We start from the raw sequence: 19,963 nt of genomic DNA on the forward strand, positions 1-19,963 counted from the left end.
TCACAAAGACCATGTTATTCTGGCTTTTAATCCGATCGTTTTCGCATCCTGGCAGCGCTTCACTTTGCGCTCGATGGCGCTCTTTTGCCATTTTGCCGCTTCCTGGGCGCACTTCACTTGCTTGTCGCCAGAAGCATCCCCATCCGGTCAAGGTTGTACGCCAGATTGCGCAAACCGATCTTTGCTCTGGCTCGGGCTATGCCGATCGTGCGCACCAGCAAATTACCCGCTCTCTGAGCCTGCACACCGAAGATGTGCTCGATCCGCGAACGGATCCTGGACCTGGTTCGGTTGCCTTCCTGTTCTCTGGGCGTCAAGGGACGATTGCGGCTCCCCTTGCGTTGGATGTGTTCGCGAAAACCGTCCTGCGCAAGCTTCTCCAGCCGTTCCGCCGATCGATAGGCCGAATCCGCCCAGATGTCCTTGCTCGTGTTGTCGACAAGGAGTTGCTCGAACACATTGCTGTCATGCAGGGCCGCATCCGTCACCGCATAGCTGCGAATCAGCTTGTGCTTCACATCCACCGATACGTGGTTCTTGTATCCGTAAAAGGACTTGCCGTTCTTCTTGGTCCAGCGCGCGTCCACATCCTTTCTTCGTCGCTTGTTCTCCGGCCAGTCCTCCGGAATGTCGCCCTCTTTGATCCGGGCATTTTCTTCCCGGCTGTTCCGCTGCTTGGGGACGTTTACGATGCTGGCATCCACGATCTGCCCTTTCATCGCCATGAAACCGTTGTCACGAAGGTGCGCATCGAAGGTCGCAAACAACTCCTCCACGATACCCGCCCTGACGAGGTCTTCCCGAAAACGCCAGATGGTGGTGGCGTCGGGAACCTTCTGGCTGATGTGCAGACCAAGAAAGCGCCCAAAAGAGTGCCGGTCGAGAATCTGAAATTCGGTCGCGTCATCCGACAGATTGTACAGCGACTGCAGGATAAGAATCTTGAACAGCAAGATGACATCGTACCCCTTCGGACCAACAGTAGACTGCCGACCCTTGTCCCGAGCCTTTTCAAGCGCCGGACGAAACAGCTCCCAGTTGACCGTCTCGTTGATCTTGGCAAGCGGGTCGCCGTTCTTGTCGATTTTGTGCAATCGGTCCTGCAGATCAAAAAAGCCGGGTTGGATCATGGCTGGTCTCCATCGGGTGAGGTTGTCGGGTACCCTTTAAAACGATGGATTTTGTAACATCTTTACACAAAATCAACAATTTGATTTTTAAATCTGTCACGGACTACTGCACTTAATTTTCAAGAAACCCTCAGGTAGGTCAGGCCCACCAGCAAACGTATCGGGATCCCCGGCCGGCCTTCCTCAGAGTACAGCTTGCCAAACTCGCGTTCGAACACTCCCCAGTCAATCAGCCCGCTCAGTCGATACAATTCATGCCGGCGGTTGAGAATGCTCTCCAAGCGGTTACGGAACATGTCCAGCTGGGGACTGGAAATCTGCTTCTTTGGCTGCATCGAAAATCACCAGAAATTGAAGGAGAAAAGTACTATATCCTGCAATTTATAGTGATATATTTTTCAGTTTTTATCTATATATTTCAACTCGCTGAGAGTTTTTCACGGTCGACTAGCGAGGATGAGGGTAAATGTGGAAAACGGGGACAGCGGCTTTGTCAGCGAGGGCCGAATTGTTCACCAGGGGGTCGAGATCAGGCGGCTGCCAGGCGCGGTTGTTGCATGGTCCGACGGAGCGAGAAAGAGCGGAATGAACGAACACCATTGAAGGAGGATCTCCATGACAAAGACACAGACCTTCCCGGCCAAAACAAACATTCCGGCACCACGGTCGATTGTTTCGGCGCTCTTCACCTTGGGGCTCTTGGTGCAGACGGGTGCCGCCTCCGGTGCCTGGGCCGATCAAGGCGGGTTCAGCGGCGCCAAACAGGCCGCAGGCGGGTTCACCGGCCCCGGCCCGGCGCTCACCACCGTCGAGCAGGCGCAGGGGCTGCGCGACGACGTCCCGGTCAGCCTGCGCGGCAATGTCGTGCAGCACCTCGGCGGCGACACCTATCTGTTTCGGGACGGCAGCGGAACCATCCGGGTGGATATCGACGATGATGTATGGAACGGCCAGAATGTCGGCCCGGCCGATACGGTGAAGATCGACGGTACGATGGACAAGGATTGGAACAGCGTGGAAATCGACGTAAAACGGCTGATCAAACAATGACAGGATGTGAGAGTGATTCGCCCTTTTTTTCAAACAGGGCGAATGTATTCATCCCGTCGAATTCATGTGAAATCCCGGAATGAGCGGACGCTGGGCAGAAAAACTGCGGTGTCGGTACGGGCTGGGCACGCCGAGAAGTCGTCGGAGGCGCGGCGCGGTCACCACGGCCAACTTATGAGGCGGGGCCGGGGGAAGGGCATGACCGCCGTCTCACGGTTCTTCGTCGGCAATGCTGCACGAGGCGGAAGGCTCCGCTGTGGGCAGGAAGAGTTCGACCCGGGGAAACTGGTTGAGATCCTTGTGGAGGCCGGCGCGGAAAAAGGCGTTGACCCAGTGGAAAATGTCGTGCCGCTGGATGGAGCGCCGCATCCTGGCCATCCGGCTGCGCCGGCTGTTTTCGTCCATGGAGTAGGCCCGGCGGATAGCGTCGGCCACCCCCACGATATCGAAGGGATTCACCAGGAGCGCGCCGTTCTGCAACTGGGCGGCCGCGCCGGCGAATTCGCTTAAGATGAGCACGCCGTTGTTTTCGATGGAGCAGGCGCAGAACTCCTTGGCCACCAGGTTCATGCCGTCCTTGAGCGGGGTGATCAGGGCGATTTCGCAGGTGCGGTAGTAGGCCAGCAGTTCAACCCGGCTGAGCGGCCGGTAGATGTAATGGATGGGCGTCCACTCGACCTGGCTGAAGCGGCCGTTGATCTCGCCCACCAGGCGCTCGATCTCCCGTTTGAGGGCCTCGTATTCCGGTACCTCCTCGCGGCTGGGCACGACCACCTGGATCAGGGTGACCTTGCCCCGCAGTTCGGGGTAGCGTTCGAGGGCATTGGCAAAGGCCTTCAGTCGGAGCGGGATGCCCTTGGTGTAGTCGAGCCGGTCGATGCCGAGAATCAGTTGCCGTTCGGGCAGATTGGCGTGGATGATCCAGGCCTGGTCCTGGACCTCCTGGCTGGCGGCAATTTCCGCGAATTGCCTGAAGTCGATGGAAATGGGAAAGGCGCCGACCAGCACTTCCTGCTCCGGGGTCAGGCAGCGGACGATGTGGCCCTGGCCCACCACCCGTGTTTTCGGCATCAGCATGCGGACGCAGTCCATGAAATTGCGGCGGTCGCGCATGGTCTGGAAACCCACCAGGTCGTAGCGGAGCAGGGCGTGGAGGATCTGGAACCGCCAGGGCAGCTTGATGAAGCCGTCGAGGGGCGGAAACGGAATGTGGAGGAAAAAGCCGGTCTGCCGCTCGACGCCAACGGTTTTGAGATAGTGCGCCACCATGATCAGATGGTAGTCGTGCACCCAGACATAATCCCCGGTGCCGGTATTGGCCGCGACGGTCTGGGCAAACTTGGCGTTGACCCGTTCGTAGACCTGCCAGTAGCTCGGGTCGAAATTGCAGCGGGTGGGAAGATCGTGAAACAGCGGCCACAGGATCTCGTTGGAGAAGCCGTGGTAGTATTTCTGGATCTCCTCGGCGGTGAGATGCACGGGTTTCAGCGCATAACCGGTTTCGCGCGACCCGTGGTCCAGCAGGTCGTCCAGGAATCCTTCATCCATGGGGTGTTGCCCAATGGCGCCTATCCAGCCGATCCACTGGCCGCCGCGGTCGCGGAGGACCGGCCCGAGGGCGGTGACCAGCCCGCCGGAACCCGGCTTGATGGTCCACTGTCCGCTTTCCTCCTGACCGACCGCAATGGCCAGGCGGTTGGACACCACGGTCAGGCGGCTTGTTTCCATAGGCATATCCTGGTTAAGGGGTTCCGGTGACCTGCAGCCACGTGTGCAGAAAGCCGGCCACGGCCGTGCAGTCCGCCAGATGCGCCTGGGCGGCCGTCGGTGCGCCGGCATGCCCCACCCTGATGCCGATTCCCCGGCCGCGCAGGGCGACAAAGGCATCTTCGTCGGTCTCGTCGTCGCCGATGTAGACGGCCAGCACATCGCGTGGCTGGAGATCGAGCAGGTCGAGGAGCGCGTCCCCCTTGTTCCTGCCGATGCAACGGACCTCGACCCCACCGTTGAACATGCGCCATTCCAGGTCGTGCAGCAGAGCCCAGGAACCCCATCTGGCCACGGTTTCCCGCTCCATGGCGGCAGCGGCGGCCGGCTCCATCCCCCTGGTGTGCAGGGCGAAGGAGGCGACCTTCACCTCCACCTTCTGGCCGGACTGGCATCGCTGCAGGGCATCGCGGATCGTGTCGAGTCCGCGCTGCTGTACCGGCGTGGGCCGAAGGGTCCGCTTGTCGCCGTCGACCGGCCACCATTCGAAGCCGTGGCTGCCGACAATCGTCAATCGCGGGTTGCCGAGCAGGGCGGCCACCTCCTCGGCCGGCCGGCCGGAAAGGATGGCGACCTCCGTCGTGCCGCCGGCGGCCATATCCCGGAGCAGGTCCGCAATGCCGGGGAGAGGGTGTGCGTGCATAGGCTCGATTGCAAACGGCGCCAGGGTACCATCGTAGTCCAGGCAGAGCAATCGAGCGGTGGCATTGCGGACCTGCCGCCAGAAATCCGAAAAGCCAGCAAACGGTCGGCCAGCACCGTTGATGGCGGTTGTCATAGTTCGATCCGATCCGTTCCCGCATGCATGGTCGCGAACATCAGGGTGAGGTATTCCCGTAGGTGGCGGGTCACCAGGAAATTGTCGAGCACCAGCGCCCTGGCCTTGCGGCCCATGGCCTCCAGATGCCTCCGGTTCTTGAGCAGGTAGCGGATGCGCAGGGCCGCGCCCTCCGGGGTGCTGACCAGGAAACCGGTGTGGTGGTTGATCACCTGCAGGCGGATGCCGCCGGTATCGCCGCCGATCACCGCCTTGCCCTTCCAGAGGGCCTCGGTCACCGTGAGGCCGAAACCCTCCTTGATCGATTTCTGCAGACAGATGGTCGACGCCCGCTGCAGGGCATTGATTTCGCGGTGGGCGTCCGGAGGCAGCAGCAGAATGTGGATGTCCGGATCGTCGCCGGCCGCCGCCCGCACCTCGCGCAGCACCTCCTCGCCTTCCGGGTCGTCGGTGGCGCCGCCGCCGGCCAGCACCAACTGTACCGGCGTGAACGTCCTCACCAGCCGATAGGCCTCGATGACGCCGAGCGGGTCCTTGAACCGGTCGAACCGCGACACCTGGGTGATCAGCGGCAGGCCGGGATCGAGACCGTACCGATCGAAGACAGCCTCGACTTCGCCGGGATACAGCTCCCGGTTCTTCTGGCTGAGCGGATCGATGCTGGGCGCGATCAGATAGAGCGGATGCGGCAACGGCTGGACAAAGTCGGCGAGAGACCAGATGGAGGCGTCATACCCGGCGACGAACTCCCGCAGGTATTTCCACACCACCCGGTACGGCCGGCTGAGATCGATATGGCAGCGCCAGATCCATTTTCCCTTGCGGTTGGGGCAGAGGCGGAGCAGCGGCGCCGGTTGCGGGTCGTGGATGAAGACGAAATCCGCCTCCTCCAGAACCGTGCGCAGCCGTTCGGCGTTGTCGGCGTTGGTCTGTTCGTAGGCGCGCAGCAGCACGGGCGGGATGGCCACGGGACTTCCCTGCAGGCCGTTGTGAAAGCTTTTTGTGCACTGATAAAAGCCCGCCTCGCCGGTGATGACCTCCCAACTGACCTCGAGCCCCAGTTCCTGCTTGAAGGGAACCAGCCAGCTGAGAATCTCGGCCACACCGCCGCCCTCCCGGGTCGAGTTGACATGAACCACCCGCATACCCTTGAGCGGCGCGGCCAACTGCCGAAGGTGATCGATCACCGCCTCGCCGACAATGGCGGCGTAGCCGTCGAGAATGGAGGTCATGACGTTTCTCCTTCCACGAGGTAGGGTTGAAAGACCAACGCCAGTTCCCGCCTGAGTTCGGACAAGGTGGTGAAGTAGGGATCGATGGCGTTGAGCTGCCTGACGAGTTCGGAATATTCCTCGGCCTCCTCCGCCTGCAGCCATTCGGCGAAGTCGCTGCGACCGCTTTCGGTCCGGCGCCGGGCGTCGATGAAATGATAGAACACGGACCCGCTCGACAGCCCGGCGATCTGGGCGGCCATCTCCTGCGGCTGGGATACCCGCTTGCCGGTGTCCAGGACCACGATCTGCGAGCGGATGAATTTGAAGCGCTGGCCGGAACGGGCCCAAGGGACCCATTCGCTTTCCGCCAGCCGCTCCTCGATGACTTCGATCAGTTCCTGGCGCAGGTCTTCGATGACGCGGTAGTGGCTGGGATCGATGATGGCCAGCCGTTCGGCGAGGCGCTTGTCGCGGAGGCCACGCCAGGCCCAGGCGGCGAAATCGTTCGGGTATTCCGGTTCATCGAAACTGGGGCGGAGCATGCCCCCCCAGAAATGATAGTAGATGCAGCCGGGATGAATGGTTTTCAACCGGTCGCTGAATTCGCGCAGATTGTGCGCCTCCTCACCGGTGGCGATGGCGATGAGGGTACAGTCCTTGATCAGAAACGGCAGTTCCATGGCTGTTCTCCACAGATGAAGGAGATGAACGGGCGGTGCTGCACATGCTGATGCGGCCGGGGGGGATCAATCGCCAAAGACCAGGTCGTCGCGGATCCAGCCCACGGCGGTGCCGCTCTGGTAATATCCCAGCTTGACCCAGTTGCCGTCCCTGGCGAGAATGGTGTAGATCTCGCCCTGCGTGGCATGGGCCACCACGGCGGAACTCACCGTGGCCGCGCTCCGGATGTTGGCCTTTTCCACGAGAATCACCGCTGTTTCGATGTCCGAAACCAACGGCTTGTACACCCAGCCGCTGTTGTCCAGCCAGTCGTGGAAATACACCCAATCTCCACTTTCTTTTTTGATTTCTATTGGATAGCCCAGGGGGGCTGTATAAAGAACAGCGCTGCTCTGCGTGGGCTGCTCGCGAATGTTGACTTGATCCTTGCCAATGCTTTTCCCGGCGGCCGGAGTGACGAAACAAACAATCAGGGAAGAAAGGAGAAAGCCGGTACGGAAAATGGAAAGCGGTTTGTTGATCATTGGTTGTTCCTTGGTACGAGACACGAAAATCATGGGGTTGACACGACAGGAAGGGCGCGCCGGCATTGCCGCCGCCGACAGTCCCCGGAGCGACCGGTCGCCGCGAACGAACCCCGAAAATGCCTTGTAGTCAGCAGGCGGGTCGTGGTTGCTCGGCGGAAACCGCAAAGGTCTTTCTTCCAACAATCGTTCCAGGTTGCTTCCAGGGGGACAGAGGAGGGGAGGCCGGCGTCGTCGGCGACCTGTTCCGGCCGAATCGGCGATCGACGACTGTTGCCGGGAACAGACTGTAAGTGCCGGGTGTCCGCCGTATTTTTTCGATATGGGGGGCCGGTTGCGGATGCCCGCCCAATGATGCCGACACTGTCCGCCATGTACTTGCCCGTCGCGGATTGGCGTCGCTCGGCCAGTCCTGTTTGGCAGTATTTTGTCTTCTCTGGCAAGAAATGTCTTGCGGGGCAGGAATGGGGATGGGGTCAGGACGGGAGACGGAAGGAGGGGGAGAGGCTGTGTTTTTTCAACAGGGCGTAAAGGCGAGAGCGTGACAGTCCGGACATGGCGCAGGCCTGCTCCATGTCCTCGGCCAGGGTCAACAGTTCCCGCAGATAGTGCTGCTCGAATTGAGCGACAGTCGCCTCCCGCGCCTCGACCAGCCGGGGCAGGGTGGTGCCGTTCGGTCCGTCGATGCGGGCAATGGGCAGGTCGGGGATGGACTGCCCCTGCTCGACCGAGGCACGGGCCAGGTGGACCCGAATATAGACCGGCAGGTGCTTGGGGAAGAGAACCGGCTCGTGCCGGGCCGCCGAAACGGCCCGCTCCAGGGCGTTGACCAGTTCGCGCACGTTGCCCGGCCATTCGTAGCGGCCGAGCACTTCGAAGAAATCGGGAGAGAACGATTTGCCGTTCATCCCGTAGCTCTGGCAGAGTTTGTCGACGTGGTGGGTGGCAATGAGGGAGATGTCCTCGATGCGGTGGCGCAGGGAGGGCAACTCCATGGTAAAGGCGCGCAGGCGGAACAGCAGGTCCTTGCGGAAGCGGTGCCGATGGACCATGGCATCGAGGTCGCGATTGGTGGCCGCGATCAGGCGGAAGTCGCTCCGCAGCACAGTGCTGCCACCGACCTGGCGGAATTTGTGCTCCTGGAGCACCCGCAGGAAGGATTTCTGCACGGAAAGCGGCAGTTCCCCCACTTCGTCGAGAAAAAGCGTGCCGCCATCGGCCCGTTTGATCAGGCCGCTTTCGTTTTTATCGGCACCGGTGAAGGCGCCCCGCTCGTACCCGAACAGGATGCTTTCGACCAGGGTTTCGGGAAGCGCGGCACAATCGACCTCCACGAACCGTTTGCCGGCGCGGCGGCTGTTGTTGTGGATCGCCCAGGCAAAAAGTTCCTTGCCGGTCCCGGTTTCGCCGGTGATGAGCACGTTGGCGTCGCTGCCGGCCGACAGGGCGAGACGGTCCAGGCAGCGCTTCATCTGGGAACTGGCGCCGACGATGTCCTTGAGCGTCTCCTCGTTGAGGGTGGTGTGCGGCTGCTTGAGGATTTTTTTGGCCCGATACTGGATGGCCCGGACCAGGGGCAGGGTCATGGCCCGCGCCGTCGCCGGACGTTCCACGTAATCCCAGGCGCCCATCTTGATGGCATGCTCGGCCTGGTCGGCATCGCCCACATCGGTGAGAATGATCACTTCCGGCAGGGAGGGGGTATCGATCAGCGCCGGCAGGACCCCCATGCTGTTGCCGTCCGGCATCTCGGCATTGAGAAAGATAACGTCGAACGGCTTGGATGTCGCCATCTCCAGGCCTTCAGCCAGGGTGCGGGCCGTCACCACCTGATGCCCCGCGTGGGTGATTTCCCTGGCGAGAACGGCGGTGAACGATTCCTGCGTGTCAATGATGAGTATGTTCGACATGCTCTGTTCGGAATGAAAGGGACGGTGATGGCTGACGACAACCGGACTCCGGAACCGTCTGGCGCGCAACGGCCCGTCGTTGTTTTCGGTTGCCGGCATGGCGCGGCAGCCTGCCCATCCGCCCGCACCGCGCCGGGAGACGCCAGGCGCCGCGGCATGTTCGCGCTGGCATCACTCTATGCAGGGCACCGGTCATCGTCAACCGGTATTCCGCCCGCTGCCCCGCCGGCGCCACCCGTTCATTGCCTTGATGGCGCATCCTTGGGTATGGTGGTGCCGAGCCGCGAGACCGGAACGGGCCGGCGGCGTGGCGCTGCCTATGGGCGAGGAGGAAGACGATGAACCGACGCATCCTGTGTTACGGCGATTCCAATACCTGGGGCTACGATCCGGTGACCATGGACCGTTTCGACGAAACCACGCGCTGGCCGCGCGTGCTGGGGCACGTGCTGGGCCGCGGCTACGAGGTGATCGAGGAGGGCCTGGGCGGCCGGACGACCGTGTGGGACGACCCCATCGAAGGCTACAGGAACGGGCGCGACTACCTGATCCCGTGTCTGGAATCGCATAGACCGCTGGATGTGGTGGTCATCCTGCTGGGGACCAACGATCTCAAAAAGCGGTTTGGCCTGTCGGCGTACGATGTCGCCCAGGGCGCGGCCGTGCTGGTCCGCGTGGTGCAGGCCAGCCAGGCCGGACGCGGGGGACGGGCGCCTCTGGTACTGCTGCTGGCGCCGCCGCCGATCACGATTCTCATGGCATACGCGGAAATGTTTGCCGGCGCGGAGAGCGAATCGCGGAAATTTTCCGCGCAGTTCGGCCGGGTGGCCCAGGAGTTGGGCTGCGCCTATCTGGACACGGCGGAGGTGGTCGTTTCCAGCCCGCTGGACGGCATCCACCTGGAAGGGGAAGAACACCGCAAACTGGGGCAGGCGGTGGCCGAAAAGGTCAGGGAACTCGTGGGATGATCGCGTGCATCCCCTGGTCGGCCGAATTGCGTCAGAGGCGCGACAGGAAGCCCGCGAAATCGTGCACGGGAGGACCGGTATGATCATCGCCGTCGCGTGTAGTATCGCGATATTTTTGCTCGTTTCTGCCGGATGTTGGTGTTGATGACAATGGTTATCAGTTGAAAAGCGCGGATTCGTCCCTAAAGTGGAGGTGTCGGGGACAAGGAATATTCTTGCTTGGCGTGGCAGAGCAGGCATGCAACCAGGCCGCTCCTGACCTGACAACGGGTTGTTCTTCGTCCAACCGGCGAGGGACGATCGAGGTATTGTTCAATGACACAAGGCGGCGCCTTGGGAGGTATGTCATGAAACGTCAGAACGAGATGATGGAATCCTTTGTCATGGCCCATCGCGAATTCATGGGCAATCTGGAACGTTCGATCCGGCTCTTGGAGGAGGATATCGACGAGACCGCCGAGATGGAGACCATCTGCACCGATGAGTGGTGCCTGGCCACCGAACACAACCTCGACGAGGTGGCCAAGATGATCTACTCGATCAGCGAACCCCGCTGGCTCACCGAGGAGGATTCGCGGAGGATCGGCGATCTGCGCCGGAGCGTCCACGATCTGTATGCCAGGTATCGGAACGTGCGGTCGGCGGTGCCCTGTTGCTGCTGACCGGTGCCCGGGGAGGAGGAACCGGGGCGCGCCCGGTCTTCTCCGGTGTGTGCGTGCCTAAAAAAAAGCCGTGGCCGAAATGATGGCCGCGGCTTTTTTGTTCCTTGCCGAAAGGATCTATCTCATCGCCTCCATGGTTGCGGCCAGCCTGGCGAGGTCGACCTGGCGTTCGTACAACGGCCGGGCATCGTCGGTGTAGGCCGCGAGCTGTTCTTCAAACACCGGTTTTTCCTGGCGATAGAAGATACCGAGCCGCAGCGGTTCCTCCTCGCAGGCGCGGGCGAAGGCCTGGACCCGGTCGGCGGGGTCGTGGTCGTCCGGCAGGGGAGCGGTCTGGGCCGCGAACCATTGGTAGGTGTTGAGCTTGTTGAAGGTGACGCAGGGCTGGAGCAGGTCGACCAGGGCATAGCCGCGATGGCGGATCGCCGCCTGCAGGATGCCGCGGGCATGTTCCGCGTTGCCGACGTAGGTGCGGGCCACGAACGAGGCGCCGAGGGCGATGGCCACGGCCAGGGGATTGAAGGGTTCCAGCGTCACGCCGCCCACCTGCAGCGGCGTGACGAAACCGCGCCGGCTGGTCGGCGAGGCCTGCCCCTTGGTCAGGCCGTAGACCATGTTGTTGTGGACGATGTTGGTGAGGTCGGGGTTGCGGCGGATGCAGTGGAGGAAGTGGTTGCCGCCTTCCCCGTACATGTCGCCGTCGCCGCTCTCGGCGATCACCGTCAGGCGGGGATTGCTGGCCTTGATCGCGGTGGCCGGCGGCAGGGCGCGGCCGTGCAGGCCGTTGAAAAAGTGGACGTTGCAGTATTGCGGCAGCTTGGCCGCCTGGCCGATCCCGGAAACCAAAACGGTCTGTTGAGGATCGAGGGCCAGTTCGGCCAGGGTTTCGCCGACCAGCTTGAGGATGCCGTAGTTGCCGCAACCGGGGCACCAGGCAATGTCGCAGTCGCGTCGGACCCAGGAATGTTCGCTCATCGTTGTTCCTCCTCGCGCAGCAGCGCGGCGATCTCTTCGACACTGAAGGCCAGCCCGTTATATTTGAGCCATTGATCGGCAATGTCGCAGCCGGTTTCGCCCCGCAACAGCCGGGCGAACTGACCGGTGGCATTGTTCTCGATGACGATGACCCGCTCGGCCCGGCGCAGGTAGTCCTCCAGCGCGGCGGGCAGCGGATAGAGTTGCACGCAGTGGAGAAAGGCGGTTTGTTCCAGCGGCACCTGCGCCAGGGCCTCGATGATTGCCGGCGCAGTCGACCCCCAGCCGACCAGCAGCCGCCGGTAATCGGCGGGGCCGTGGAGCCGGGGCGGCAGGCTCAGCTCTTCGCGCAGGGGCCGGAACTTGGCCAGGCGCTTGTCGACCATGGCGATCCGCACGCCAAAATCCTCGGTGATCCGGCCTTCGGCGTCGTGCTCGTCGCTGTCCACGCAGACCAGACCGGCGCCGTATCCCGGAATGCCGCGGGGCGAGATGCCGTCCGGACCGGGGGCGTAGCGCCGGTAGTCCGGGGTGGTGGCGACAATGTGCGTCGCTGGCGGTGTTGCCGGCAGGGGCAGGGGATCAAGGTCGCAGAGCGAGTCGAGCAGGTACTGGTCGGTGAGGATAATAACCGGCGACTGGCTGGCGTCGGCCATGGTGAAGGCATGGGCCGCGCAGGCGAAGGCTTCTTCCGGCGAGCCGGGGGCGAGAATGGCGCGGGGAAATTCGCCGTGGCCGGAGTAGCGGGCGATTTCCAGGTCGCCCTGTTCGGTGCGGGTCGGCAGGCCGGTGCCGGGACCGGGCCGCTGGGCCAGGTGGACGACCAGGGGCGATTCGATGGCGCCGCACAGGCTCAACCCCTCGGCCATCAGGTCGAAGCCGCCGCCGGAGGTGCTGACCAGGGCCCGAGCCCCGGCATACCAGGCGCCGAGCCCCATGTTGATCGCGCTGATCTCGTCCTCCGCCTGCTCGACCACCAGGCCGTGCGCCTCGGCCTGCTTGGCGAGATGAATGAGGACGCCGGTGGCCGGGGACATCGGGTAGGAGGAGATGAAGGTGCAGCCGCCGGCCAGGGCGCCCAGGGCGACGGACTGGGAACCGTCGAGCAGCAGTCGCCGACCGGCCGCGGCCGCCTGCACGGGCAGGGCGAAACGGCCGTGCAGCGCAGCGCCGGCCTCCCAGCCGCTCCGGGCCGCGGCCAGGTTTTGGTCCAGGAGGCTGTCGTTTTTGCCGAAGGTCCGCCGCAGGGCCGTTTCCAACGGGGCCGGCTCCCAGCCGAACAGGCGGACCAGGAAACCGCAGGCGACACTGTTGGCGAACAGGGCGCCGCCGGCCGGGGTGCTCAGCTCCTGCAACGGCAGCGGCAGCATGCCGGCCGTCCCGCCGAACACCGCCGGGTCGCCGATGCGCACCGTGGCGTCGGTGCAGCGGCCTTCCAGGCGGCCCAAGGCATCGCGGTCGAACAGCAGGCAGCAGTCGACCCGGTCGGAGAAGGCCCGCACCGGCCGGGTCGAGATCCGCAGGGTCGTCGAGTTGCTGCCGCCGCGGATGCGCGACATGAACTCGTTGACCACCATCACGTGGAGGCCGGCCGCGACCACGGCGCGCGCCAGGACCAGGCCGAGGGTCTGGAGGCCGTGGCCGGCCTCGCCGCCAAGGACCACATTCAATTCACTGGATGGGGAAGAATGCATCGTGACACCTCCTGGTGCGGGTGAACGGAGAAGGATGCCCGGAAAAGAAAGCCGTCACTCCTTCAGGACGACGCGCAGGCTGCCGTCGCGGACTTCGATCGTGTCGACGCCGTCGGCGAAACTTTTCCAGAAACCGGGATCGGCGCCGAATTCCCGGATCAGGTCGATGTTCTTCAGGCCGCCGAGCCAGGCATTGGGCAGGGGCACGCCCATCACCGAGATGCCGCGCAGGACGACCACCGGCCGGCCGTTGCGGAAGGCCAGCTCGGCGCCGGCCCTGACCTTGAGGATCTTGCCGCCCATGACGGGAAAATCCGGATCCAGCGGGATGAGCAGCTTGGCGCTGACCAGGTCGTCGGCGAAATCGACCACCATCCGGGTGGCCAGATCGGTATTCTGGGCGATCATGCCGTTGATCTCCCGCTCGCTCAGCCGGATCTCGCGGGAAGCGCCCTCCTCGCTGTAGGGCTCGGGGGTCAGGTCCCCGGTCGACGGCACCTCCCGTGGTCGCTCCTGCCGGTCGCGCTCCGTCCGGCCGCCGATCTGCTCGAAGCGCTCCAGCTTGCGCTCCAGTTGCTGTTCCTCGGTCTTGCTGAGCACTACCGGCGTAAACGGGCTGGGAAAGAGCCAGTTCTTGACGATGAGCAGGGTGGCCGCCATGGTGACGAGCATGGTCGCCACCACGATCCCGGCCACCTTGGCCCCGGACAGGCCGGATGGCTTTCGGGGGGATTCGGGCGCGGGCGGGTCGATCTCGTGCTTGAGGGGGTCGGTTTCCATGTCGCCTCCGGATGCGTATTTCTTTTTCTATAGGGCAGCTTGGGGCCGCTGTCAAACAGCGCCCTTCCCCGCAGATGAAAATTTCCCGGGAACCGCCAAAAAAACAGACCGATACGGCCAAAGCGTCATTATTGTCTTGCACGGTCGGCCAATCTTCTGTAAGTGCATCGCACTTCCCGCAACACGCCCCGGACTCACCCATGGACTGCTGACGGCAATGAACGGTTATCTTCTTTTTATCCTGAGTGTTCTTCTTCTCGGCTACCTGATCGAACTGACCGTGGCCCTGCTCAACCTCCGCTCGCTCAGCCCGGTGCTGCCGGACGAGTTCGCCGGGGTGTACGACCGCGCGCAGTACGCCCGCTCTCAGGAGTACACCAGGGTGAGCACCCGCTTTTCCCTGCTCCAGTCCACGGTGGGCCTGCTGGCGACCCTGGCCTTCATCCTCGCCGGCGGATTCAACCTGGTCGATGGCGTGGCCCGCGGCTTTGGCCTCGCCCCGATTCCCACCGGCCTGCTGTTCACCGGGATGCTGGCCGCACTCGCCGGCCTGCTCAACCTGCCGTTTTCCGCGTACTCGACCTTTGGCATCGAGCAGCGTTTCGGCTTCAACACCACCACCGTGGCCACCTTCCTCATGGACCTGGTCAAGGGGATCGTGCTGGCCGTGCTGCTCGGCGGGCCGCTGCTGGCCGCCATCCTCTGGTTTTTCGAAGCCAGCGGCCCCGCTGCCTGGCTCTACTGCTGGGGCGCCGCCGTGGTCTTCATCCTGGTGGTCCAGTTTCTGGCGCCGGTGGTGATCATGCCGCTGTTCAACACCTTCACCCCCCTGGCCGAGGGCGAACTCAAGGAGGCCATCACCCGCTACGCCGCGGCGCAGCGCTTCGCCATCCAGGGGATCTACACCATGGACGGCTCCAAGCGCTCCACCCGCGCCAACGCCTTTTTCACCGGCTTCGGCCGCTTCCGGCGCATCGTCTTTTTCGACACGCTCATGGAGAAACTTACCGCCGACGAGATCGTGGCCGTGCTCGCCCACGAAATGGGCCACTACAAGCTCCGGCATATCCCGGTGACGATGGCGCTTTCCGTCGCCCAGATGGGCATCATGTTTTTCATCCTCTCCCGCTTTCTCGAAAACCAGGGGCTCTTTGCCGCCTTTGGCATGGAGCAGGTGTCAATCTACGCCTCCCTGGTCTTCTTCGGCTTTCTCTACGCCCCGATCTCGACCATCCTGGCCATCGGCTTCAATGCCTTTTCCCGGCGCAACGAATACCAGGCCGACCGGTTCGCCGCACAAACCGGCGGTGCCGGCCCCGGCGGCGAGGCCCTGGTCGGCGGGCTCAAGCGGCTGAGCGTCAGCAATCTGAGCAACCTGACCCCGCACCCGCTGCACGTGCTGCTCAATTACAGCCATCCGCCGATCCTCGCCCGGATCGGGGCTCTGCGGCGGCTGGCCGCCACCACCGCGGGCCCCTGACATGGCGCCCGTGGACAGCCGCCTCCACGCCGCCTGGCTCTGCCAGCTGGCGCGGGAATACCGCGATATCTGCTACCAGTACGGCGTCCGCCTGCGCCTGCCCGTGCTCGCCATCGGCGACGGCACCAGGCAGATGGGCAGTTGGTCGGCGTCCGACCGGCGTTTGATGTTGAGCCAGGTCCTGATCGGCCGGCATCCCTGGAACCTCACCCTCCAGGTGCTCAAGCACGAGATGGCCCATCAGATGTGCAGCGAACTCCACGACCGGGAGGATGCCGGCCACGGACCGCTCTTTCGCGCCTGCTGCCTGCGGCTCGGGCTCGATGCCCCTTTTCACCGCGCCAGCGGCGACCTGGCCGAGGGCCTCGCCGCCATGACGCCCGGCTCCGCCTCCACCGAGCAGGGGCGGCAGGTCATCGCCAAGGTGCGCAAACTGCTGGCCCTGGGCGCATCGGACAACGAACACGAGGCCGCGCTCGCCGTGCAGCGGGCCGAGGAACTGCTCGCCCGCCACCGGCTCGATTTCGACGGCCTGGCCGAGGACCAGGAACTGGTGCACCGGACGATCAACACCGGCGGCCGGACCCTGGCCGTGCACCGCAAGGCGATCTGCGCCATCCTGGAGGGCTGCTTCGGCGTGCGGGTGATCTGCGCCTCGCTCTACGATCCGCAGGCCGACTGCTCCTTCAAGACCATCGAACTGCTGGGGCGCGAGGAAGAGGTGGCCATTGCCGAGCACTGCTACCATTTCCTGGAGAACCGGCTGCACACCCTGTGGGACCGCCATCGTCGGGAGTTCGCCGGCAACGGCCGCACCGCCCGAAAGAGCTACTTTCTTGGCCTCCTGGTCGGATTCCGGGAAACCCTGGAGCGGTCGCGGCGGCCGTCCGCCAAGCCGGCACCGGCATCGCCGCATTGCTCCAGTCTGCCGATGGTGCGCCAGCAGGAACGGCTGGAGGCCTTTGTCGCCTTCCGCTTTCCCCGGCTGCGGCGACTGCGGGGGCAGGGCGGCGCCGTGGACCGTACCGCCTACCAGGAGGCCGTGGCCGCGGGCAGGAAGATCGTGCTCCACCGGCCGATGGCGGACGGCGACGGGCCCCTGCTGCTGCCCTGAACAGGGTGCGGCGGCTGGCGGCGCGGAGCGAAATGTGAGGGATGTGTTAGGACGATGCGGCTTTCTTGACGCATCGTCATCTCGTTGAGTATACAGGGGAGACCCGAGGTTTGCGGAGGAACACAACCGGTGAACTATAACACCATGGAACGCTGGAATATCAACAAATCGTCTGATCTGTACGGCGTCAGCGAATGGGGCGGCGGGTATTTCTTCGTGGCCGACAACGGCGACATGATGGTCATGCCCGAACCCGGCGCAACGGGGCGGGCGGTGAGCATCGCCGAGATTGCCAGGGGCATCCGCGAACGCGGCTTCGACATGCCGGTGCTCCTGCGCATCGAGAACATCCTCGACGCCCAGATCACCAGCCTCAACGAGACCTTCCGCTCCGCCATGGAGGAGTTGGGCTACACCGGCGCCTTCATGGGCGCCTACCCGATCAAGGTCAACCAGCAGCAGCAGGTGGTGGAGAAGATCGCCCAATTCGGCTCCCGCTACCACCACGGCCTGGAGGCCGGGTCCAAGGCCGAGCTGATCGCCGCCATGGGCATGATGCGCGACAAGAAGGCGGTGCTCATCTGCAACGGCTACAAGGACGAGGAGTTCATCGACCTCGGCCTCTACGCCACCAAGATCGGCTTCACCTGCATCCTGGTGGTGGAGATGCCCGACGAGCTGCCACTGATCATCGCCCGCTCCAAGGCCCTCAACGCCAAACCCATTTTAGGCATCCGCATCAAGCTCTCGGCCCAGGCCGGCGGCCACTGGTCGGAATCCGGCGGCGAGCGCTCCATCTTCGGCCTCAACACCAGCCAGATCATCCAGGCGGTGGACCTCTTGGCCAGCGCCGGCATGCTCGATTGCCTCAAGCTGGTCCACTACCACCTGGGTTCGCAGATCTCCAACATCCGCGAGATCCGCACCGCGGTCAACGAGGCCTGCCGGGTCTACGCCGGCCTGATCCGGGAAGGCGCCCAGGTCGAATACCTCGATCTCGGCGGCGGCCTGGCGGTGGATTACGACGGCTCGCAGTCCAACTTCCTCTCCAGCCGCAACTACACCCTCAAGGAATACTGCACCGACATCATCGAGGCGGTGATGACCTCGCTTTCGGACGACGGCATCGCCCATCCGATCATCGTCACCGAGTCGGGCCGGGCCCTGGTGGCCTACTACTCGATCCTGCTGTTCAACATCCTCGACGTCACCCGGTTCCATGCCGATCCCCTGCCGGAAAAGCTGCCGGAAGGCTGCCCGTCGCAGCTCGAATACATGCACCAGGCGCTCAAGGACCTGACCATCCGCAACATCCAGGAGGTGTTGAACGACGCCATCTTCTACCGCGACGAAACCCGGCGGCTGTTCCAGACCGGCCAGATCAGCCTGCGCGAGCGCTCGCTGGCCGAGCAGTTGTTCTGGACCACGATCAACGAGATCAACCGCCTGGCCGGGGAGCTGAAGAACCCCAGCACCGAACTCACCGACCTCGACCGGGTACTGTCGGATTTCTATTACTGCAATTTCAGCGTGTTCCAGTCGCTGCCCGACTCCTGGGCCATTGGCCAGCTGTTTCCGATCATGCCCATCCACCGGCTCGACGAGGAGCCGACCCGCAAGGGCATCCTCGCCGACATCACCTGCGACTGCGACGGCAAGATCGACCAGTTCATCGACAAGCGCGGCGTCAAGCGCTACCTGCCCCTGCACGAGCTGCGGCCCTACGAGGAGTACATCCTGGGCGTGTTCCTGGTCGGCGCCTATCAGGAAACCCTGGGCGACCTCCACAACCTCCTGGGCGACACCAACGTGGTCACCATCCGTATCCAGGACAGGGGCGAGTTCGAATTCGTCAGCGAGCAGGAGGGCGACACCGTGGCCGAGGTGCTCTCCTACGTGCAGTACGATCCCAGGCGGCTCTTCGTCCGCTTCCGCGAGACCGCCGAGCAGGCGGTGCGCGACGGCAAGATCAGCGCCCAGGAGCGGCGGGGGATCGTCGAGGCCTATGAGGCGGGCCTGCGGGGATACACCTATTTTGAGCGGTAAATCCGGACAATTAGACCGTCAGGTTTTATAGGAGCCATCAACTATGTCTGGCGTATTCATCTCTCGTGGAATGACCGTTACCATACCGGAAGGCGGTTTAACTATTTCGCTTGGCTCCGATGGTAATTTAGCATCGAGCTTGACGATCCATGTCCGGTTCGACGTTTGCCCCACTTGGTGCAAATTAGCGATTCATCACCTCGCTGACGCAGAAGCTTGCCGTCTAGACCGCGTTGCAGCATGGGATAAGACGAACGAAGATCAAAAAGGTGTATCACTTGAACGCGAGTTTGAAGCGTCGATGCAAGCGATCATGGCTGCGGCTATAGCCCTTGATGCGTTCTACAGCATGATTCAAGGACACGTGCAGTTACCGCCAACCCTAATTCAAAAGTGGCGCACAAAGAGAACATCGAGGTATTCACAAGTCACCGAGGTGCTGCGTCGCGGTTTTCACCTGAAACCGAATGGAACTGCGAATCTTCGACAGAACCTAAAAGAAATCTATCGATTACGAGATATGGCCGTCCATCCATCTGGCAAGATTAAGGCACCTCTCCTGCATCCAGAAATCCAAGTTGGTGTAGAGTGGCGCTTCGCCTATTTCCGTGCTCAAAACGCCGAAAAGGTTGTCAACGCAACAACCGGGATGCTTTGGGATTTGGCACACAACGGAAAACCGACTGATAGCAAGATCATGGAGTACATGAATACGCTGCGCCCTCGACTGGTTGAACTCTATCCAGATGGCCACCCTAGTGTGCAACAGGCAGCACCCCCTCCAACATGAAATAAATAATAAATGGCGAGTAGAATGGTTCCCACGCTCCAGCGTGGGAACCCGACAAAGACGCTCTAGCGTCTTGTCAGTGGAACGCCGGAGCGTTCAATTTGCTCGCCGGGAGATCTCGGGACAACTAAAGGTGATCAGAGAAGTTTTTCGTCGCGGTTTTGCTCGCATTGACAGAGAATGTAGCCGTCGATTTCCCCATCTGTTCCGCTGAGCATCGCAGGTCATAGGGCGGATCAGACACGGACATTGTCCGGACACCAGCGAGTTTGGCCAATTTCGGGTCTGTGACTTTCTTTTGCTCGCCCAAAAGAAAGTCACCAAAGAAAACGGCGCCCGACGGGAGCGCCGGCCTTTTGGCCGGTACCCTTGCCGCTTGTCGTCGCCGGGCGGCGCCCAA

17 protein-coding genes and 1 pseudogene are annotated in these 19,963 nt (G+C 62.8%); 7 read left to right on the forward strand and 11 right to left on the reverse strand.

All coding sequences use genetic code 11. The features are described 5' to 3' along the window. Positions 1-113: 113 nt before the first annotated feature. Positions 114-1,130 carry an IS5 family transposase gene (locus tag Q362_RS0101030; protein WP_028317153.1) on the reverse strand — a complete coding sequence of 339 codons (1,017 nt, stop codon included), beginning with the start codon at positions 1,128-1,130 and terminating at the stop codon, positions 114-116. A gap of 128 nt (positions 1,131-1,258) precedes the next feature. Beyond that, positions 1,259-1,465 (reverse strand): annotated as a pseudogene (locus Q362_RS0101035) (transposase); the annotation flags it as partial. Positions 1,466-1,745: 280 nt separating this feature from the next. Between Q362_RS0101035 and Q362_RS0101040 the strand changes: the two are divergent. Beyond that, complete coding sequence (locus Q362_RS0101040) at positions 1,746-2,180, forward strand: YgiW/YdeI family stress tolerance OB fold protein (RefSeq protein ID WP_084312123.1); 435 nt, start codon at positions 1,746-1,748, stop codon at positions 2,178-2,180. A gap of 210 nt (positions 2,181-2,390) precedes the next feature. On the opposite strand, the gene Q362_RS18550 is transcribed toward Q362_RS0101040, so the two are convergent. From Q362_RS18550 to Q362_RS0101070, 6 genes are all read right to left on the reverse strand, one after another. After that, positions 2,391-3,908: an alpha,alpha-trehalose-phosphate synthase (UDP-forming) gene (locus Q362_RS18550; RefSeq protein WP_035215215.1), complete on the reverse strand. Its 1,518-nt coding sequence runs from the start codon at positions 3,906-3,908 to the stop codon at positions 2,391-2,393. 13 nt (positions 3,909-3,921) lie between these two features. Continuing rightward, positions 3,922-4,725, reverse strand: coding sequence for a trehalose-phosphatase (otsB, locus tag Q362_RS0101050; protein WP_051553431.1), 804 nt, complete (start codon positions 4,723-4,725; stop codon positions 3,922-3,924). Next, a complete protein-coding gene (locus Q362_RS0101055; RefSeq protein WP_028317157.1) occupies positions 4,722-5,957 on the reverse strand; it encodes a glycosyltransferase in 1,236 nt (411 codons plus the stop codon). Before Q362_RS0101055 ends, otsB begins: the two co-directional genes overlap by 4 nt. Then, on the reverse strand, positions 5,954-6,619 hold the full coding sequence (locus tag Q362_RS0101060; protein WP_028317158.1) for a DUF5752 family protein: 666 nt from the start codon (positions 6,617-6,619) through the stop codon (positions 5,954-5,956). Before Q362_RS0101060 ends, Q362_RS0101055 begins: the two co-directional genes overlap by 4 nt. Positions 6,620-6,685: 66 nt before the next feature. Next, on the reverse strand, positions 6,686-7,144 hold the full coding sequence (locus Q362_RS0101065; RefSeq protein ID WP_028317159.1) for an SH3 domain-containing protein: 459 nt from the start codon (positions 7,142-7,144) through the stop codon (positions 6,686-6,688). A 476-nt stretch (positions 7,145-7,620) separates the two neighbouring features. After that, positions 7,621-9,054, reverse strand: coding sequence for a sigma-54-dependent transcriptional regulator (locus tag Q362_RS0101070; RefSeq protein WP_028317160.1), 1,434 nt, complete (start codon positions 9,052-9,054; stop codon positions 7,621-7,623). A gap of 338 nt (positions 9,055-9,392) precedes the next feature. Here Q362_RS0101070 and Q362_RS0101075 point away from each other — a divergent pair, with 338 nt between their 5' ends. Then, on the forward strand, positions 9,393-10,022 hold the full coding sequence (locus Q362_RS0101075; protein WP_028317161.1) for an SGNH/GDSL hydrolase family protein: 630 nt from the start codon (positions 9,393-9,395) through the stop codon (positions 10,020-10,022). A 347-nt stretch (positions 10,023-10,369) separates the two neighbouring features. Next, positions 10,370-10,684 carry a hypothetical protein gene (locus Q362_RS0101080; protein ID WP_051553433.1) on the forward strand — a complete coding sequence of 105 codons (315 nt, stop codon included), beginning with the start codon at positions 10,370-10,372 and terminating at the stop codon, positions 10,682-10,684. Between the two features lie 117 nt (positions 10,685-10,801). Here the strand turns inward: Q362_RS0101080 and Q362_RS0101085 are convergent, their stop codons facing one another. Genes Q362_RS0101085 through Q362_RS0101095 form a run of 3 tightly spaced genes read right to left on the reverse strand, consistent with a single transcriptional unit; the run spans position 10,802 to position 14,133 of the window. After that, complete coding sequence (locus Q362_RS0101085) at positions 10,802-11,659, reverse strand: thiamine pyrophosphate-dependent enzyme (protein WP_028317163.1); 858 nt, start codon at positions 11,657-11,659, stop codon at positions 10,802-10,804. Next, positions 11,656-13,353, reverse strand: coding sequence for a 2-oxoacid:acceptor oxidoreductase subunit alpha (locus tag Q362_RS0101090; protein ID WP_028317164.1), 1,698 nt, complete (start codon positions 13,351-13,353; stop codon positions 11,656-11,658). Before Q362_RS0101090 ends, Q362_RS0101085 begins: the two co-directional genes overlap by 4 nt. A gap of 54 nt (positions 13,354-13,407) precedes the next feature. Then, entirely contained in the window at positions 13,408-14,133 is a 726-nt protein-coding gene (locus Q362_RS0101095) for an arginine N-succinyltransferase (protein WP_084312125.1), read from the reverse strand. A gap of 217 nt (positions 14,134-14,350) precedes the next feature. On the opposite strand from Q362_RS0101095, the gene Q362_RS0101100 reads away from it, so the two are divergent. The 4 genes from Q362_RS0101100 to Q362_RS23325 all read left to right on the forward strand — a co-directional run bounded on the left by Q362_RS0101100 (position 14,351) and on the right by Q362_RS23325 (position 19,563). Further along, positions 14,351-15,613 carry a M48 family metallopeptidase gene (locus Q362_RS0101100; RefSeq protein ID WP_028317166.1) on the forward strand — a complete coding sequence of 421 codons (1,263 nt, stop codon included), beginning with the start codon at positions 14,351-14,353 and terminating at the stop codon, positions 15,611-15,613. A 1-nt stretch (position 15,614) separates the two neighbouring features. Further along, a complete protein-coding gene (locus Q362_RS0101105; protein WP_028317167.1) occupies positions 15,615-16,727 on the forward strand; it encodes a DUF2786 domain-containing protein in 1,113 nt (370 codons plus the stop codon). A gap of 144 nt (positions 16,728-16,871) precedes the next feature. Beyond that, positions 16,872-18,773 (forward strand): biosynthetic arginine decarboxylase, encoded by a 1,902-nt coding sequence (speA, locus tag Q362_RS0101110; protein ID WP_035215263.1) that lies wholly within the window; start codon positions 16,872-16,874, stop codon positions 18,771-18,773. A 43-nt stretch (positions 18,774-18,816) separates the two neighbouring features. Continuing rightward, a complete protein-coding gene (locus tag Q362_RS23325; RefSeq protein ID WP_157469781.1) occupies positions 18,817-19,563 on the forward strand; it encodes a hypothetical protein in 747 nt (248 codons plus the stop codon). The last annotated feature ends 400 nt before the right edge of the window (positions 19,564-19,963 follow it).

The organism is Desulfobulbus elongatus DSM 2908, assembly GCF_000621145.1.
Lineage (GTDB): Bacteria > Desulfobacterota > Desulfobulbia > Desulfobulbales > Desulfobulbaceae > Desulfobulbus > Desulfobulbus elongatus.